Source organism: Streptomyces sp. NPDC001156 (genome assembly GCF_053598275.1).
The window spans coordinates 1-17,783 of record NZ_JBSFJX010000170.1; the positions used below are offsets into that span (position 1 = coordinate 1).

11 protein-coding genes and 1 pseudogene are annotated in these 17,783 nt (G+C 69.6%); 6 read left to right on the forward strand and 6 right to left on the reverse strand.

Annotated features, from left to right (window positions below; all coding sequences use genetic code 11):
* Nucleotides 1-249 (forward strand): hypothetical protein (locus ACWDA7_RS40305; protein WP_450611439.1); only part of this gene is annotated, 249 nt, incomplete at its 5' end.
* A 74-nt stretch (nucleotides 250-323) separates the two neighbouring features.
* Nucleotides 324-1,414 (forward strand): annotated as a pseudogene (locus ACWDA7_RS40310) (integrase core domain-containing protein).
* 369 nt (nucleotides 1,415-1,783) lie between these two features.
* On the opposite strand, the gene ACWDA7_RS40315 reads toward ACWDA7_RS40310, so the two are convergent.
* The 6 genes from ACWDA7_RS40315 to ACWDA7_RS40340 all read right to left on the reverse strand — a co-directional run bounded on the left by ACWDA7_RS40315 (nucleotide 1,784) and on the right by ACWDA7_RS40340 (nucleotide 13,071).
* Nucleotides 1,784-4,960, reverse strand: coding sequence for an error-prone DNA polymerase (locus tag ACWDA7_RS40315; protein ID WP_450611441.1), 3,177 nt, complete (start codon nucleotides 4,958-4,960; stop codon nucleotides 1,784-1,786).
* Between the two features lie 14 nt (nucleotides 4,961-4,974).
* Complete coding sequence (locus ACWDA7_RS40320) at nucleotides 4,975-5,394, reverse strand: hypothetical protein (RefSeq protein ID WP_450611443.1); 420 nt, start codon at nucleotides 5,392-5,394, stop codon at nucleotides 4,975-4,977.
* Entirely contained in the window at nucleotides 5,391-7,502 is a 2,112-nt protein-coding gene (locus ACWDA7_RS40325) for an integrase (protein ID WP_450611445.1), read from the reverse strand. Before ACWDA7_RS40325 ends, ACWDA7_RS40320 begins: the two co-directional genes overlap by 4 nt.
* Nucleotides 7,499-10,765, reverse strand: coding sequence for a site-specific integrase (locus ACWDA7_RS40330; RefSeq protein WP_450611447.1), 3,267 nt, complete (start codon nucleotides 10,763-10,765; stop codon nucleotides 7,499-7,501). The genes ACWDA7_RS40325 and ACWDA7_RS40330 overlap by 4 nt, the downstream gene beginning before the upstream one ends.
* Nucleotides 10,766-10,854: 89 nt before the next feature.
* Nucleotides 10,855-12,375 carry a DNA polymerase Y family protein gene (locus tag ACWDA7_RS40335; RefSeq protein ID WP_450611449.1) on the reverse strand — a complete coding sequence of 507 codons (1,521 nt, stop codon included), beginning with the start codon at nucleotides 12,373-12,375 and terminating at the stop codon, nucleotides 10,855-10,857.
* Nucleotides 12,376-12,381: 6 nt separating this feature from the next.
* Complete coding sequence (locus tag ACWDA7_RS40340; protein ID WP_450611451.1) at nucleotides 12,382-13,071, reverse strand: hypothetical protein; 690 nt, start codon at nucleotides 13,069-13,071, stop codon at nucleotides 12,382-12,384.
* 404 nt (nucleotides 13,072-13,475) lie between these two features.
* On the opposite strand from ACWDA7_RS40340, the gene ACWDA7_RS40345 reads away from it, so the two are divergent.
* The 4 genes from ACWDA7_RS40345 (at nucleotide 13,476) to ACWDA7_RS40360 (ending at nucleotide 17,679) form a co-directional block, all read left to right on the forward strand.
* Nucleotides 13,476-14,093: an IS607 family transposase gene (locus ACWDA7_RS40345; RefSeq protein ID WP_450611453.1), complete on the forward strand. Its 618-nt coding sequence runs from the start codon at nucleotides 13,476-13,478 to the stop codon at nucleotides 14,091-14,093.
* Nucleotides 14,090-16,063, forward strand: a complete 1,974-nt coding sequence (locus ACWDA7_RS40350) for a zinc ribbon domain-containing protein (RefSeq protein WP_450611455.1) — start codon at nucleotides 14,090-14,092, stop codon at nucleotides 16,061-16,063. The genes ACWDA7_RS40345 and ACWDA7_RS40350 overlap by 4 nt, the downstream gene beginning before the upstream one ends.
* Before the next feature lie 218 nt (nucleotides 16,064-16,281).
* Nucleotides 16,282-17,391 (forward strand): methyltransferase, encoded by a 1,110-nt coding sequence (locus ACWDA7_RS40355; protein WP_450611457.1) that lies wholly within the window; start codon nucleotides 16,282-16,284, stop codon nucleotides 17,389-17,391.
* A 141-nt stretch (nucleotides 17,392-17,532) separates the two neighbouring features.
* Nucleotides 17,533-17,679 carry a hypothetical protein gene (locus tag ACWDA7_RS40360; RefSeq protein WP_450611459.1) on the forward strand — a complete coding sequence of 49 codons (147 nt, stop codon included), beginning with the start codon at nucleotides 17,533-17,535 and terminating at the stop codon, nucleotides 17,677-17,679.
* Nucleotides 17,680-17,783 lie beyond the last annotated feature (104 nt).

Sequence of the window (17,783 nt, forward strand, 5' to 3'; positions counted from 1 at the left end):
CCGGATCGCTACCGCGACCTGCGGATCCGGCTCAGGCCAGGACTGCGGCTGCATCGACACGACACACTCCGATCCCTAAGGAACCACGACAAGATAGACGATCAACATGATCCCATCCGCTGGAGCCACCCCTACAGCCATCAACTCCGCCTCGCAGCAACCGAATTCGAATTAGCCACCAAGATCGTGTACGTGCCGAATATCGCATCCGCGCTGGTCGCAGGTTTGATGCGCAGTCACCAGAGGTGAGCAGCTGCCTCGTCCGTGCGTCACGGTGAGGCCTTCTTGGAGGGGACCGATGTCGGCCGCAATGATGGTTGACTGTGCTGTTGCGACTGCCGTATCTCGCCCTGTCGACCGCGTTCAGTCTGATACGGCTATTGCCGATGAGCGACCGTGAGAAGGACCTCGAGATCCTCGCGCTGCGCCGCCAACTCGGCGTACTTCAGCGGCAGGTGGAGAAGCCGCAGCTCACCTGGCCCGAGCGGGTACTGCTCGCTGCGCTGCTGCACCGCCTCCCCCGGGTACGGCTTCGTGAGCTCCAGCTGATCGTCTCTCCGGACACCGTGCTGCGGTGGCACCGCGATCTGCTGCGCCGCCGCCACGCCAAGGCCTCGCGGCCCAAGCGCCCGGGGTGACCGCGTACCGTCCGCTCTGTCCGTGAGCTGGTGCTGCGTCTCGCTCGAGAAAACTCCTCGTGGGGCTATCGGCGCATACACGGCGAACTCGCCGCGCTGGGCATCAAGGTCGCTGCCTCGACCGTGTGGAGCATCCTCAAGGAGCACGGCATCCCACCCGCACCCGAACGCGAGCACACCACCTGGGCCGCCTTCCTCCGCTCCCAGGCCGACGCCATCCTGGCCGCCGACTTCTTCGAGACCAAGACCCTCACCGGCCCGGTCCTCACCGTCCTCGCCGTGATCGGACACTCCACCCGCGGCGTCCGCATCCTCGGTGTCACCACACAGCCCACCGCAGCCTGGGTCACCCAGGTGGCGAGGAACCTCGCCATGGACATCCAGGACAGCGGGGCAAAGATCACCTATTTGATCCGCGACCGCGACGTGCGCTACCCGGTCGGCTTCGACGCTGTCTTGGTCGGTGAGGGCATCGAAATCCTGCGCACCGGGGTGAGGATGCCCCGGATGAATACGATCATGGAGCGCTGGATCCGCTCCTGCAGGGCCGAGCTCCTCGACCGCACGCTTATCTGGAACAGGCCCACCTGCTGCACGCCCTGCGCGAGTACGAGGAGCACCATAACGAGCATCGCCCCCACCGCACCCTCGCAGGAGCCGCACCCCTGCGCCCGCTACCCGAACCGATCACCGAACCAGGCCGACTCGTCCACCTGCGTGTCAGCAGACGCGACCGCCTCGGAGGCATCCTGCACGAGTACCAACACGCGGCCTGACCAGCATGGACGTAGTTCCCGGCACCTACAACCCTCACCCACGAACTGGGCGGAGGAGCCGACTGGCCGACCGTCGGCGACTGGGAACGCGTCACCACTTACCTGCTGCAGCTCGTCCGCTCTGGAGACTGCGATGCTCTCAGCCTCGGCCTGCCCGGGATCGCGCGCGCCCTCGTCTGCACCAGTCCGCACAGCCACGTCCGTGTCTACGACGCCGCAACCGACGACTTCATCACATACGGGCCCACCGAGCGCACCGCGGTGCTGGCGACGGCCTGGTCGCCCCGCTCAGTCGACCTGCCTGAACAGACCCCGAGTCGGTTCGGCTGAAGCGTTGCCCCCGGACACCGGGACGATCTTCTGGCGGTGTCACCTCCCGTAAAGACGCCGGTGCACGGCCGGTGCGGGGACGGCAAGGCCTTCCACGCTGTGGACGATGACGTTGACCGCGTCGTATGCCCGCTCGACGTGTCCGTCGAGGATGACGGCGGGGGCTTCGAGGACTGTGCGCCGGCAGTGCTCCCACACGGGTGGGGAGAAGACGAGGTTGACCATGCCGGTCTCGTCCTCCAGGGCGCCGAAGGCCACGCCGTTTGCGGTCGGAGGCCGCTGCAGGTATTTGGCGAGGCCGCCGACGCGGACCCGGGTCTGGTCGGCCAGGTCGCGCGCGGCCGCGGCGGTCAGGGCGCCACGGCGCTCGAGGTGGGGCCGGACGTGGTGGACCGGGTGGGTGGTGGCGCTGGCTCCGGTGGTGGCCAGGTCTGCGGCCGTCTGTTCGGCGCTCGTCATCGGCGGCAGGTCGGGGGTGGGGGCCAGCATGCCGAGGCCGGGGAGGTAGGGCTGGATCGTGCGGGGGAAGGCTCCGGCCGCCCACAGCGCGGTGCGGCGGTGGCCGCTGAAGGCGTCGAATGCCCCGGCGCCGGCGAGCTGTTCCATCAGGCGGGCGGGTAGCTGAGTGCGGCGGGCGAAGTCCTCCAGGTTGTCGAAGGGCTGCGCGGCCCGGGCTTCGAGGATCACGCAGGCGGTGTCGGGGCTCAGTCCGGTGACGCTGGTCAGACCGCGGCGGATTGTCATCTGCCCGCTCTCCGCGTCGGGTTCGAGGGTGGCGTGCACGCCTGAGGCGGTCACGTCGACGGTGCGGACGGGGATTTGGCGGCGTCGCGCGTCCTGGATGAGGGTCTGCACGTCGTAGAAGCCCATCGGAAGATGGGCCATGATCCCGGCGAGCAGGGCCGCGGGGTAGTGGTACTTGATCCAGGCGCTGGCGTAGATGATGTGGGCCATCGACTGGGCGTGGCTTTCGGGGAAGCCGTAGCCACTGAAGGCCTCGATCATGGAGATGATCACTTCGGCGGCCGCAGGTGGGATGCCGTTGTCGGCCATGCCGTTCATCAGGCGGCCGCGTAGCTCGGCGACCTTCTCCGGGGCGTGCTTGGCGGCCATCGCCTTGCGTAGCCGGTCCGCCTGGCCGGGGGTGAAGCCAGCGCAGTCCATGGCCAGTTGCATCGCCTGCTCCTGATACAGGGCGACGCCCAGCGTTTTCTCCAGGGCGCGCCGGGCCAGGGGGTGGGGGTAGGTGACGGGTTCCTCGCCGCGCCGGCGTCGCAGGAATGGGTGTTTGGAGCCGGCCTGGATCGGGCCCGGACGGATGATCGAGGCGGCGATGGCGAGGTCGTTGAAGTTCTCCGGCCTCAGCTGCGGCAGTGTCGAGACCTGCGCTCTTGATTCGACCTGGAAAACGCCGATCGTGTCGCCGCGCGCGATCATGCGGTAGACGTCCGGGTCGTCGGCCGGGATCGACGTGAGGTCCAGCCGCACGCCGTAGTGCTCGCGGATCAGGTCACAGGCGGTGTGCAGGGCGGAGAGCATGCCCAGACCCAGCAGGTCGATCTTGATGAGGCCGGCGGCGGCCACGTCGTCCTTGTCGCCCTGTAGCACGGAGCGGCCCTGGGCGGTGGCCCATTCGGTGGGCATGACCTCGCCGATCGGTTGGCGGGTCAGGACCATGCCGCCGACGTGCACGCCCAGGTGCCGGGGCAGGGTGTGCAGTTGGGCGGCGAGCTCACGCACGTCCGGAGGCAGGTCGACGCCGGGGCCGGGCGGGTTGTGGTGGATGTGCCGGGTCATCTCCCTGATCTGTGCGGCCGGGTAGCCGAGGACTCGGGCGGCGTCATGTGTGGAGAGTCTGGGCTGGTAGGTGATGACGTTGGCGACCTGGGCGGCGTGATCGCGGCCGTAGCGCTGGTAGACGTACTGGATGACCTCCTCGCGGCGGCCGGCCTCGAAATCGATGTCGATGTCCGGGGGTCCTGCCTTCTCCACGCTGAGGAAGCGTTCGAAGAGCAGGCCGTGCTTGAGGGCGTCGACGGCCGTGATCCCGAGGACGTAGCAGACCACGCTGCTGGCCGCCGAGCCACGGCCCTGGCACCAGATGCCGCGGCCGACCGCGAACTGCACGATGTCGTGGACGATCAAGAAGTAGCCGGCCATTCCCAGCTCGGCGATCACGCCGAGCTCGTGATCGACCTGCTTCCACGCCGCGCGGGTCTCAATGGACGTCTCCTCACGCTCACCGTAACGGGTGGCACAGGCCCGCTCGGCGAGGTAGCGCAGCCACGCGTCCTCGTCGTACCCCGCCGGGGTCGGGTATCCGGGCAGTTCGGGTCGCAGCTGGTCGAGGTCGATGACCGAGTTGCGGCCCAACTCCAGGGTGTTCTCCAGCACGCCGGGGTAGCGGGTGAGCGCCTTGGCCATCTCGGCGGGCGAGCGCAGGTGCGCGGTCGGGGCCGCGTCGAGGTGCCCGGCAGCGCGCCCGAGGCTCTCGCGGCGGCGCAGCGCGGCCAGGGCCTGGGCCAGAGGGGCCTGGCGCGGCGCGGGGTAGTGGACGGCGCCGGTGGCCACGACCGGGACACCGATGCGGCGGGCGGCAACGTACATGGTGTCATTGGCGACGGAGTCTTCCGGGTGGTGGTGGTTGACCAGCTCGGCATAGAGACTGCTGGTTGTGAAGACCTCGGCCAGGCGCTCAAGCCGACGGGCCACCAGGGCAACGTCGCGGCGGTCGGCATCCGGGCGGGGGCAGCCAGGCAGCACCGCCCACTGCCCCGCGGCTGCCGCCCGAAAGAGCACGTCCAGGTCGTAGACCGGGGCGCTCTTGGCGCCGGCCAGCTGCGCGCTGCTGATGACTGCCGACAGACGCCGGAATCCTTCCAGGGTGCGGGCCAGGACGACGGGCGTGCCCAACTCCGGGTAGACAAGCGTGAGTTCGGCGCCGTAGACAGTGCCGATCCCGGCGGGCTTCGCGGCCTGGGCGAGCCGCCGCGCGGCGTACAGGCCGTCCCGGTCGGTGACCGCAAGCACCGAAATCCCGAGGCGGGCGGCTTCGGCGACGAGGGCGTCGGGTTGTGCGCAGCCCTGAAGGAAGCTGAAGGCCGAGTGGACGTGGAGCTCGGCCCAGCCCGGCCCGGTGTCCTCACGCTCGCCGTTGGTGCGGGCGGTGGGGAAGCGGAGGATGTGCGCGTCACCCTTCTCTGTCAAGTTCCGCATGTTGAAGTTCTCCCTCACTGAGAGGAGGGTCTGGGCTGGGTCGGAAGGACGTGGACGTTGCTCCGTTGTTCGGCCACCTGGAGACGGAGCTGACGGTTCTCCATCACGACCTGGTGCAGTGCGCCGACCAACGCCTCGTTGTCGGCCCTGAGTTGTTCGATCTCCTTCAGCGCCTGAGTTCGGAGTTCCTTGGCCTTCACCAGCTGTCGGCGGAGCCGCTTCTCGACGTCGGGCATCTCGCCGCGGGCCCGGACCTTCTCGTAGAACTCGTTTTTCAGGTCGAGGTGCCGCTGAGTGAGGGCATTGCGGGGGACATCGGCCTCGGTGGCGAGGGCCACGACGGTCAGGGCCCCGTTTGACCGCTGCGGGACACCCGCGAGGATCCGGTCCATGGCCACGCGGATGCGGTCGCGTTCGTCTGGTGCGGGACTCATGCGGGTGCCTCCGAGACGGTAAGCCGTTCACGCTGGTGTGTCTCCGCGAGTTCTCGCAGCCTGGTGGCATGGCTCCGGAGCCGTTCGGCCAGGGGCTGAGGGACGAGTTCGCCGGCAGCTTGCTTGTCGAGTTCGTCGGCTTTGAAGGCGAGTTGGGCGGCGTGCTGGTCAGTGCGGGCGATATTCGCGCAGGTCGACACACAGCGATCGAGGCTGGGGGCCATCTGACTCGCCCGGAGTCGGCATAGGGCCTTATCGGGGTTATAGACGCAGGTCAGGAAGGCGTTCGGGTTGTCGTAGACAGCCAGGGCGGAGTTCGTCAGGAGCTTGCGGGCCTGGCTGGCGGTGAGGACGATGCCCTCGAAGGCCGGAGCCTGGCTTGCGGCGAGGATGACCCGCCGTGCAGCGGGTCCGGAGACCCCGCCTCCCGTGACCTGATCCGCGGCGAGGGACGCGAGGGTGTCGGCGGCGGCCTTGACGGTCTCGATGTCGAGCAAGTCATGGATGCCGTCGCGGCTGCGCGAGGCATAGCCGGCGCTGACGGCAGTACGCATGTGGCCGTACTGAATTGCCAGGGCGACCAGCCCTCCTGGGCGACGGGCGATGTGCCACGCCAGTGTGCGACGGAAGCGGCTCGTGCTGATCGCGCCGTGCGGGTCCGGCGGGATTGCCTCGTGCGGACGTTCCAGACGGTGGGCCAGCTGGCTGGCCCAGCCCATGAACCTCTCCACTCGACCGGCCAGGCTCCCGGAGCGCAGCGGGGATGTAGTCGGCAGACCGCCGTCGAAATGGTGGAACTGGCTGCTGAAGAGGAGTTCGCCGCCGGGAACCATCCTCTCCAGTACCCGGATGGCGGAGACGACCGGGGTGATGGCGACCCAGGGGACGTCTCGCAGTTGACCGGTGGAGAGGTGGTTGCCGTCTGCGTCGACGGCGGTCTTGTAGACGTATCCGTGAATCACGTGACGCTGGCCGGGCTCGTCCGGGTCAGGGCAGCAGCCGGACCTCAGGCTGAGGACTTCACCGGGTCGCATGCCGGTCAGGTAGGTCAGGACGATGAAGCAAGCCGTGCTGAGGTGGCGCATGAGCGAGGGCGCCTCGTAGAAGTCGATGCTCTCGGTCCAACTCTCCCCGTTGACCGTTCCGTTGATGGGTGTGGGCAGGGGGCATCCGCCCTGGTGGGCGACCTGATATTCCTTCCACTGCTGGCCCTTGTTCGTGGTCTGGGTGACCTGGGCGAGGGGCACGCCGTTGATTCCGGCGATGTAGAGGGCGGCGGTCCGCGACTGGCCGTGGAGGGAGGTCGTGGGCATGGGGTGTCCGCATTTGGCCAGGTCGGAGAGGTAGGAGTTCAGTCTGGCCAGACCCTCCTGGGTCCGTGGGGCCGTCTGGGCAACCTCGGTCAGCCGCCGCTTCTCGGACCAGGCCGCCAGGATGTCCTCGGCGAAGTCGTCGACCACGCGTAGGGCCCAGATCAGCAGCGGCCCCATCGTCGCCGGGCTGATGGCCTCGGTGACGTTCTCTCCGCCGGCCGATGCGGCGGGCAGGAAGTCGTCGATCCCTTCGTGTTCCCAGGGCGGTTCGGGGATGTTCAGCGGGTTGGGACTGGTCTGGTCGACCATCCACATCCGCGTGAGGCCGAACAGTTCGCCGCTGACTGTGCTGCGGACCGCCTTTGCCTTACGGGTCAACGAGGCGGCGTACTCGCGAAAGTCCTCACCCTTGCAGGCGGCCAAGCTGGTGGTGCCGCGCTTGTGCAGCCAGATCGCGAACCGTCTCCATTGCAGAACGGTGCCGTAAGCCGTGGAAGCGGCTTGTCGCGTCCGCATCGAGACAGGACGCCCCTCCAGAAAGATGTCCGGTAGCGGGGCATTGACCATCAGCCAGGCCAGGAATCGGAACTCCTCGCGCATCGAGGCCGGGAACGGATGCCACTGGACGCGGACCCGCGCTGCGCTCGGGTTCGCGTTCATCGGGTCCAGCGACCAGATGTCGTCGCCGTATGAGGAGACCGGACCGGAGTAGCCGTCGACGCGCAAGGCTTTGGGGACCACGGGAGTGCCGGCGACCGGGACAGTTGGGGAGAGCTCGGCGGCCAGGATGCTCATGAGTCGAAATGTCCGTTCAAGAGGTCGTCGATGATCTGCCGGTCCAGGTCGCTGATTTCCTGCCGGGCCTGCTTCCAGACTTCGGGGCCCAGCCGCTGCCGCAGGTCCTCGAGCCGGGCGTGAGTGTCGTGCCAGTCCGCCTGCCAGATGGCCGGGTCCAGGACACTGCGGAGGTTCTCCAGGGCGGCATGCAGGTGGGCCAGCCGAGAGTGATGGACTGGAGCCACCCGGGCGTTCGGGCAGGCGGTGCAGAGTAGGAACGAGGCCCCGCAGCCCGCACCGGGGGGTGAGAACGGGCTGTGCTCGATATCCGAGCACGACACCGTCGCGGTCTCCTGGTCGCCGGGCTGCGGTGCGTCGGCCAGCTGGGCTCGCAGAACCGACCGGTGGGCAGTCGCGATGGCGTCGTGGGCGCCGGCCGCGATGACCTCGACGGCGGCCTGCTGGGCTTGGGGCTCGGGCAGCACGTAGGCACGGTCGTGGGTGTCCTGGGTGTTCTGGCCAGGCTCGCGACGGTGCACCACGTTCACGGTCTTGCGGCTCCGCCGCAGCACCTTGCTCGGCAGGCCGTGCTCTTGCGCCCAGCGGGCGGCCGCATAGTGGTCGACGCCGAGACCGAACGGACCCACTCGCATCAGCTCGCCGACCGCACTGGTCGTCTCGCTCTTGTTGGTCATGCTCCGCCAGACCAGCAGCCGGTCAGCGTCAGGAGCCCGGTCCGCGACGTAAGCGCGGGCGAGGGCTGTGGCCTCCAGAGCGTCCGAGATCAGCCGCCCAGCCGAGTCGGCGCCGTGGTCAGTGATGTTGCGGGATTCGAAGTGGTGCCCAGCATGACGCCGGCGTTTCTCCAACTCCAGCCGATAGACCCTCACCCCGCTTCGCTCCCCGGAGTCGGGGATGGCCCGCGGGACCGGCAGCACGGAGACGGTGGTGGCGTTGAAGCCGAACTCGGTGACCAACAGCACCGCGAGCGCGGCCGCCTCCAGCCGCGTTAGGAACAGCCGCTTCCAGGTGTACTCCGGGGTCCCGCCGCCGAGCGCCTTCGCATAATGACGAGCAACCTCCCCGCCCCTGCCGTTCTCCCTGGTCCGGCGAGGCAGGTCCCCGGTCCGCGCCAGCAGGTCCAGAGCCTCGCCTCGCGCGTACTCCCGGCTGCCCTGGGTGAAAGCACCGTTGCGCCAGGCATCGAGATGCGCGGTGTTCTCGCGGATGCGCAGTAGCGCGGACCGGAACGTCCGCTGGGCCGCAACCTTGATCGCGCGGAACTCCCCCGGCGGAAAAGCCCTCTCCCGCACCCTCGGCTCTGGGAGGCGTCGGGCCATGACAGCCCTGACCTCCCGCCGCAGTCGGCTGTCACCCCGCAGCAGCAACTGCGTGAGCATGACCTGGTTGTAGCCGATCTCCGTCTTGGTATTGCGGCTCAGCCGCCAGGCCGACCACACGCCGGCCGTCAGATCCGGGACATCCGCCGGCGGTGTTTCCTGCCCGGCCAAGAACTCGCCCAGAGCGTGCAAGCACCGCCACGTGACCATGCTCGATTTCAACGAGGTCCAGGCACCGCTGGTGCACTTCGCCGCGAAGAGCACCGCCAGCGAACGCTGCATCGCGGGAGCCACCGGTACCTGGCCGAAGTCGTAGACCCGCGTGGCGCCCTGCTTGGTGGCGTGGCGTACCACCACATCGCGCGGATCGTCACCGAGTACTGCGGGACGGCGGAAAGGCGTCGCAGGCAAGGTGGCCTTGCGGCCGCGACGGCTCATGCCGACACCGCCGACGGGGCGAGCCTGGCGTCGATGTCCTGGATGCCGTCGCTCTCTTCGGCGATCCGGGCCAGCAGTGAGGTGACCCGGTCTTGAGACCAGCCCACGCCGCAGCCTTCGGCGGGTTCGGGGTCTGCCATCAGTGACCGCAACTGCAGGTCTGACACCGGCGAGGTAGATCTCCCTCGTCGTCTCCAACTGGGCGTGTCCGAGCAGGTCTTGGACCATCCGCCATGGGTCTCCGTAGAGAAGCCGGAAGTCCCTCCTCTCCTCCGGCGTCAACCCCATCCGCAGGTCAACGACGTGGTGCAGGACCACGAGCATGTAGAGAGCGAAGGAATGCCTGGCCATGTGCGGGGTACAAAACGGCGGCTCGGCGACGACTCTGTCCAGCACCTGAGCGCATCGCTCGGACGCGGTACGAAAGACGTTCTCCCACGATGCGGGGCGGAACGGCAGCCCGGACTCGTTCAGCCACAACCACAGCGGTTCCGGTCCCGCCGGGCCCTCGGTGAACAGCGTCATCCGCTCGGCCACGTCCGCCTCGGACAGCGGCGTCCGCCCCTCGGCCCCGTTCTGGTCCCGCCAGTGCAACACCTTCTTGCGCAGGCCCGCGAACTTCGTCACCAGCCGCATCTCCGGCAACCCTTCGTAGCGGCCCTTCGCCTGGGCTCGGCGAATCGCGAAGGCCCGCGACGACTCCATGTAGCCCTCGACCTCGCCCACTACCGGCGCCGACGCGTAGAAGGTGCGGGCTCGCTTCGACTTCGTCACCACCGGCGCCAGGCGGCCCGGATAGTAGCGGGTGCCGCCCAGCCGCGTGCGCGGCATTTCGATGGTCAGCAGCGAGCCTGCCTCGGTCAGCCGCATCCCAGACGACAGTAGCAGGTCCGCGAAGGCGGCATTGCGGTCTTCCAGTCGTCCCCGCCAGTTCGCCGCCGGTACCCCCTGGGCCGTGTGACCGCGCAGTCCGACGTTCACCCAGAGACGGAATGCCCGCGGCGTCAGCCAGTGGACATTGCTGGTCTTGGCGTCCTTCGCCCTCCTTTGGGAAACCCGGATCACCTCGCCAGTGCGGCCGATGAAGTCACGCATCAGCACCGGGTTCCGTGCCACATACTCGCGACGCTCGGCCCAGTCGTAGAGGCGGGTGAGCGCGGCCAGGGCCCGGTTCCAGCGGGACCCGCCGATCTTCCCCGGATTCGTACATGCCCGCGTGCGCCAGTACTCGAAGTCCGCGAGATCGTCGTCGGTTGCCTGGTTCCAGACCTTGTCCCGCTCCCACAGGAAGTCGAAGAACAGGCGGTAGTCGTCCGTGTAGTTGCGCTTGGTCTCCGGCGCCAGCTTCGCGAACCCGGACCGGCACAGATACAGGCTCAGCAACTCGTCGATACGGCAATCCGGCGACAGCAAGATCGGGTCTCCCGGGTGGATCCCGAGCCGGTCCTCACGGTCGGCCAGGTCCTCCAGCCCCGCCAATGCCTGTACCCGATCCGCTGGCACCGACCGTCGCTCAGGTACCCAATACACCCGCCAACCCACGCTTCCCACCTTCCAGTTGTGTCCCATCAACACGTCAATTCAATGGGGAATCACCCATAGTGGGCCTCCGCCCACCAGCGGCCGTCTTCGATAGCCAGCAGCCAGGCATGGCCGTCGGCGGTGGTGATCTGCATGCGGGCGATGCGGCGGCCGCGACCGCGGTCCCACCACTGCTCCAGCACCGGCCACGGCCCGGCCCACCCGGCCACCTCAGCCCCGCTGTATCCCTCGACCGTGAGGTGGGCGGGCGCGGCCGACGTGGCGAGACGGGCACAGACGGCCACCAACTTCCCGCCGCCGTCGGTGAGCTCGGCGGGCAGCCACCGGGGGAAGGTGGCGGCGGGATGCGGCGCGGGCAGCCGCCCGGGCCACGGCCCTTCGGCCGGGCGGCGGGAGTCGAGATCACCGAACGGGATGAGCCTGACCTGATCGGCAGGTCCCCGGCCGCCTCCGATCTCCATACGCAGGACGGCCTGGTGGCCGAGCAAGGCCTGCACCCGGGCACCGGCCCGCTCGATCTCCTCCGGGGTGTGCCGCTCACCGAACAGGGCGCTCTGACGGCCCATTGCCGCGGTCAGCTGTTCGGGCCGCAGCATGAGACGGGTGATACCGCCCTCGCCGCCGGCGTCCAGGGCGCCGCCCTCCGCCCAGGCCTGCAGCACGCCGCGCACCCGCTCGGCGACCGCGAGCGCCGACAGCCGCCCCTCATGCCGAAACAACCGCGACCGCATACGGCCGTCGGCGAGTTCGACGGCCGCCTCCAGCCGGGCGCACACGACGCCAGCCGCCGCAAGCCGCTCGTGAAGCTGTTCGGCGAGCGCCTTGGCCACGAACGCCACCGGCTCCAGCAGCTGCTCGGCAGGCTCGAAGCTGTGCGCCACGCTGTGCTCGCCGATGCCGGATCTAACCGACAGCGGCCGCAACTCCTGACCGCGCGCCATACGGTGGGCGTTCATGCCCTCAGCGCCGAACCGGGCCAGCACCTTGTCCACGGGCAGGCTGGCGTACGTCCCGACGGTACGGATGCCCAGGCGCTGAAGGAGTTCCACCAGCCGCGGCACGCCCAGCACGCCCACCGGGTACGGGGCGAGCCAGGCGGCATCGCCACCCGCCGGGATGATCTCGCCGCTACGCGCGGCGAGCGCAGCGGTGAACACGGTGTCGGCGATGCCCACGCGGGCCGGCCAGCCGAGCTCGGCGACGGCGGCAATCAGCCGGTCGACCAGCTGCTGTTCGCCGCCCCAGTAGCGGGACGGGCCGCGGGCGGGCGCGGCGAGCAGGCCGGGCCGGATCACCTCCAGGCGCGGCATCACCGTGCCCTCCAGATGACCGGCCACGCGCTCGAACACGCGCGTCTCAGCGGCCAGGTCCCGCTCGACGACCCGCAACTCGGGACAGCGGGCCTGCGCCACCCGCAGCCGCATCCGGCGCCGCACCCCGGCCGCGCGCGCGGCGGCCGAGCAGGCCACCACTGCGTCGCGGTGCACGACGGCGACCGGCTCGGCGTCCTGGCCGCCACAGGCGATCACGGGAAAGTCGGGCACCCAAGCCACGACCACTCTGCCGGCCACGGCGGGTCACCCCACCACGCGCAGGCCCGCACGTCCCCCGACCGCACGCACCGCAGGCGCCGCGGGCACGGCGAGCGGGCCACCGCTCCCCTCCTGCCGTACCGGGGCGATGGCACCGTTCGGGCCGGGCAGCCACATCTCGGCGTACCGGGGCGCGACAGCGGCCCCACGCCCGGCGGCCGCCACCGTCACCCGCCGTGCGCGCAGCAGACCGTGCCCCTGGCCGACGCCCTCCCATGAGGAGACCACTACGTGCAGCCGCACCTCCGCGCCTTGCCAGCCGCCAGCCGACAGCAGGACCGACCCGCTGCGGCGCATCACGGCCGCCAGGCGGCGCGCAACCCGGTCGGGCACCGCATCCAGCGAGCCGGTCACCACGACGGGAACGGCTTCGAGGACGGTGGCCAGGACCTGCGCCCACTGCCGGCCCGGGGTGTCGATGCGCATCCCGTGCGCCAGTTCCAGACCGGCGGCCTCAGCTGCCAGGACGCCCAACTGCGGTAGCCCCACCGCCGCCCACCCGGCCGCGCCGCGGGAGGCCTCCGCCGCGAGCGCGAGCAGCAACGGCATGTCCCCGCCCGCGCTGACCGCGGTGCCCGCGCGGACCCGCCCGCCAGGCAGCAGCGTCGCCAGCGGAGAGGCCGCCGGTGAACGGGTACCGCTCCCCGCCCTGTCGCTCGCTACCGGTGGTGACATAGCTAGATATTCGAATAAGAGTGCGATCAATTCAAGGCGGTCGCCCTGTATGTCACCCCAAGGGGAGTGCTCCCTGTCACGGGTTGACGTGCGGGCACGACCGGGCGCGACACCGACCAGTGGCCGTGCGGGCGAGGAGCCGTCCTCCGCTCTCTCGGCCTGCACGCACCCCGCTTTGCAGGTTGCCACCCCAGGGCCCTCAGTGTCCGCATTGACCCGTTCGGGCGCGCCTCGAGTTGTGGTCGGGTAGACCCGCGACCGTAGGCGGACAGATGGGTGGGCGCAGGTAGCGCGTGGGCGTCGGCTCCGGGTGTGGGCGGCCCGGATCTCGGCGTCGAAGTCGGGGTGCTGCCGGGAGGCTCATCAATTTGCTTAGAGTTCTTCAGTGATCGTACGGTGATCGTGTGGAACTTCTTCGACTCTCAAAGGCCGCCAAACGTTTGGGTGTTCACCCCGTGACGCTTCGTCTGTGGGCTGACTCGGGGAAGATTCCGGTGACTTGGGTCGGGCGTGAGCGCCGGTTCTCCTCGATCGATGTGGAGGCGATGAAGGTCTCCACCGGTGGCGAGCGCGTCCGCCTGGAGGGCCTGTACGTGCGCGTCTCCGGCTCCCACGGACTGGAATCCTCGCTTCAGGCGCAGGAGAAGGAGCTGCGGGCCACTTCCACCGGGGAGATCGTCAAGGTCTTCCGTGACCGGGCCTCTGGCCTGCGGGAGGACCGGCCCGCTCTGAGCCGGCTCCTGCGGGCCGTTGCTGACGGCTCGGTGACCGTCGTGCGGGTCACGCACGAGGACCGGCTCGCCCGGTTTGGTGTCGGCTGGCTCAGGCACTTGCTGTCCGTGTACGGCGCGAGTCTTGAGGTGCTGCACCCGAAGAAGCTCGGTGGCCGGGATGAACTCCTTGAGGACTTCGTTTCGCTGGTCACCACGTTCGCCGGTCGCCTGTACGGGATGCGGTCGGCTGAGAACCGGCGTCGCCTGCTGGTCGAGTCGGGCCAGTGCGACGCAGGGCGCACCGCGTGAGTCGAAAGCTGCCGATCGGTAAGGGCGAGATGCCCCGTACCGCGTGCGCCCGCGCCCTGCTCCGCAGGGCAGTGGACGAGAAGACCGGCGAACGCCTGTCGCTGTCCGCTGTGACGTTACGCGTCGGCTGGTGCGCGGACCTCGTGTCCAACCTGGCCGCCGCCCTGCTGGCCGAACACTGCAATACCGGCGATGTTGATGTGCTGGCCTCCGGCGTCGACGCGGGCGGCCGGGAACTGCCGTCGAACGCGTGGATGGCGCTGCGGCGTCTCGGTTGGAGTGCCGCTCCGCCCGAGGGCGTGAAGGTCAACGACCGGATCGTGCGCATGGCCCAGGAGCAGGCCGGGCGGGCGCTTCGCTCGGCGAAGTGGCGCGCTGACCTGACTGCCGGGGTCGTGGCGGCATGGCCCATCGATCCGAGCAAGCGCACTCCCCGCGAGTGGGACACCGTACGCGCTGCGGTCCCTGGTGGAAAGAATCTGCCGTCCAGCATCATCAAGGCCCGCACCCGGCAGGTCGCCACGTTCGCCACGGCCAACGGCCGTCTGCCCGTGGACGTGTTCGAACTCGAAGGCACCCCAAGGATCCCGCGCCTGCTGCTGCTCGCCGCGTGCGATGGGCAGCAAGCCACGGTCGAACGCTCCGAAACCGACACCGGGCAGGCGCTGCTACGGCTTCAGCTGCCCACCCGCCCCGACCCGCAGACATACCGTGACTGGACGTGGGTGGCCTGCCCCATCGCGCTGCCGCCGACGGTCCCGGCAACGGCGGTGCTCCACCTTCCCACCCTCCGCCTCGCGGGTGACACCGTGCGCGCTGACCTGGCGTACACCCACGCCGTCCCCAAGGCCGGCCGCACTGGTCATACGGTGGCGCTCGGCGTGGACTGGGGCCTGAACACGCTCCTCAGCGTTGGCGTCGTGCAGCTGAACGGCGATGGGCGGATCACTGCGCTCGGTGCCGGCGCCCAGTTCCGCGCCGCCGGTGTGCTCGCCAAGCAGCACCGGCTGCGCCGCCTCTCGGAGCGGCTGCACACCAAGGCCGACCAGTACATGCGGCTCATCGCAGGCCACGACGACCACGAGCTTGCCCCCAAGCTGGACGTGCTGCGCAGCGAGATCCAGCACGTCTCGCAGCGCCGGTCGAACCTCAACGACGCGCTTGCGTGGGCTGCCGCCAGGTGGGCCGTCGACCAAGCGATTGCCGCCGCGGCCACGGTGATCTATGTCGAGGATCTGCGGTCGATGGAGGCGGGCGGCATGGGCCGCACCCTGAACACCCGCCTGTCCCAGCAGGTCCGCGGACAGATCGCCGACCGCATGCGGCACCTCGCCACCGAGCAGGGCATCGCCGTGGTCACGGTTCCAGCGCGGAACACCTCCAAACTGTGCCCGCACTGCCTGACCCCGCTGCGGCACCGCAAAGCCCCCGACCGGCCCACCATCGCGGGATGGAAATGGGCCATCTGCCCCAACCAGGACTGCCGTTGGCAGGGCGACCGCGACCACGGTGCCTGGCGCCGTATCGCAGCCCGCGGCCTGACCCACCAGGCCAAGACCGTTTCCGACCGCACCAGCGGCCACATGGTGATCCGGACAGTCATCGACAACCTGGAAGCGAACGCAGTCCTCACACCGACTCCCAAGACCAGCCGGAAGGACCGGTCCAAGACCGGCTCCACCCGGCGTCGTTCCACACGCCCCGCGCCCAGGCGACGCAGGGCACCCTCCCCAGCACGGCCTCGCGGTCCTGCTGGCCAGCGTCCGGAGGGACACGCTCACACGGGCCGGACCCGGCTGCCCCGCGCAGCCCACCGACACCAGGGCGTGAACACGATCAGCACACCCACCACCGGCCACCGGCCACGAGGGGCAGCACTCGGCGCGGGATTCCACCTCCACGCCCACGCCTCCCCACCACGGTGGGAAACGATCCCGGAAACTCAATCCAACTCAGGATCGCATAGCTAATCAGAGACGCTGAAGGCAGCAGTGCGTACCGAACGTCCATGGCCCGGGTGAGGATGCCCAGCTGTGTCGAGCCGTTGGCACGGGACTCCTCGTCATGGGGCTGGGTGCTGCTGCCGCGTCAGGGGGGCGCGAAAGTTCCCTTCGGAAACGCCCAAGGCGGATGCAGACCATCGAGGATCGCCTCTCAAGGGAGTTGATGTTCGGTGATGACACGGGCGATGCGACGGACGGTGGAGGGTGCGCAGGAGGTGCCCCCTCGGTGGTACTCGGCGAACGGAGCCCGACCCCCGGAGCTCATCGTCACCGTCGACGACACCGTCAGCGTCGCCCAGGTACACCGCGTGATCGGGGAGGGCACCGCCGTCCTGTGGCGCGGCGACTATCCGAGCGCGCGCAGGCTCCTCGCCGCCCTGGGCCGCCGCTTCGAGCGCCGGAGTTCAGCCGCCGGTCTGTCCCTGGCCGAGGCTTTCCGGCTGCAACGCGATGAACAGTCGCGCCAGGCACGGCTGCTGGGCCTGCTGCTCATTCCGTACGAGAGCGACTGGACGATCCCGCTGCCACGAGCGCCGCGAGTGCAGGAGGCCTGCACCCAGGCGCACGGCCCGTGCGCAGGGCCCGGCGTCGGCTCGCTGCGCGAACTGCTCGGCGTGATCGGCGCGTACGAATGGCGCAAGAAGGGCGTGGAGATCCCCGCGCTCGGTGGTGACCGCATCCACCCGCACTACGGCGTCTTCTCCCCGGTCCGCGGCGAGTACGTCGACCTGGTGGCCAAGGCCCCACTACCCCTGGGCGACAGGGCCTTCGACATCGGCACAGGTACGGGCGTGCTGTCCGCCGTCCTGGCCCGGCGCGGCCTGCGCCGCATCATCGCCACCGACCAGGAGGCGCGCGCCGTGGCCTGCGCCCGCGACAACGCCGCCCTTCTCGGCCTGGCGGACAGGATCGAGGTACGGCACGCCGACCTCTTCCCGGCAGGCCGCGCCCACCTGATCGTCTGCAACCCGCCCTGGCTCCCCGGCCATCCCCGCACGCCGCTCGACCAGGCGGTGTACGACCAGGACAGCCGGATGCTGCGCCGCTTCCTCACCGGGCTCGCGGGCCATCTGGAACCGGGCGGCGAAGGCTGGCTGATCCTCTCGGATCTGGCCGAACGCCTCGGACTGCGTGAGCGCACGGAGCTGGCGGACACGATCGCGGCGGCGGGCCTGCGCGTGCTGTCCCGTACGGCCACCAGGCCCCGCCACCCGCGTGCGACGGACCCGTCGGACGTCTTGCACAGGGCCCGCGCGGGCGAGGTCACGTCGCTGTGGCGGCTCGGAGTGGCGTGAGCCTCACCAGCTCCACGGAGTACGCGTGACCTCGTCGGCGGGCATCAGGCTCTGGTCCTGACACGGTGGCCGCGACATCTGCAGGCAGCGGGGGCCTGTCGCCGTGGACGGTGGCAGTGCAGGCCCGCCGACACCTGCGACATGGCCTGGGCCGTCTACGACGTGGGCCGGTATCGGGGCATGGTCTACGCGGAGCCGCATCGCGAAGGGCCGCTGTGGCGCCTCGGTGCGAGCGCCGAGCGGCACCAGGAACTCGCCGACGCTGTCCGGGCCCTGCGCCGACCGTAGCCGCCGGACCTTGAATCCTCCCCCAGCTGAAGCAGGGGGATTCCTGGCTCACGTTGGCTGCGGGTCAGCGACCAGCAGCTCTTACACGATCAACACCAGCCGGG

What these genes read in the sequence shown, in the direction of transcription:
- ACWDA7_RS40355 (WP_450611457.1), top strand. Translation starts at nt 16,282, where the DNA reads ATGCGACGGACGGTGGAGGGTGCGCAGGAGGTGCCCCCTCGGTGGTAC.
- ACWDA7_RS40360 (WP_450611459.1), top strand. Translation starts at nt 17,533, where the DNA reads ATGGCCTGGGCCGTCTACGACGTGGGCCGGTATCGGGGCATGGTCTAC.
- ACWDA7_RS40340 (WP_450611451.1), bottom strand. Translation starts at nt 13,071, where the DNA reads ATGTCACCACCGGTAGCGAGCGACAGGGCGGGGAGCGGTACCCGTTCA.
- ACWDA7_RS40320 (WP_450611443.1), bottom strand. Translation starts at nt 5,394, where the DNA reads ATGAGTCCCGCACCAGACGAACGCGACCGCATCCGCGTGGCCATGGAC.
- ACWDA7_RS40325 (WP_450611445.1), bottom strand. Translation starts at nt 7,502, where the DNA reads ATGAGCATCCTGGCCGCCGAGCTCTCCCCAACTGTCCCGGTCGCCGGC.
- ACWDA7_RS40315 (WP_450611441.1), bottom strand. Translation starts at nt 4,960, where the DNA reads ATGCGGAACTTGACAGAGAAGGGTGACGCGCACATCCTCCGCTTCCCC.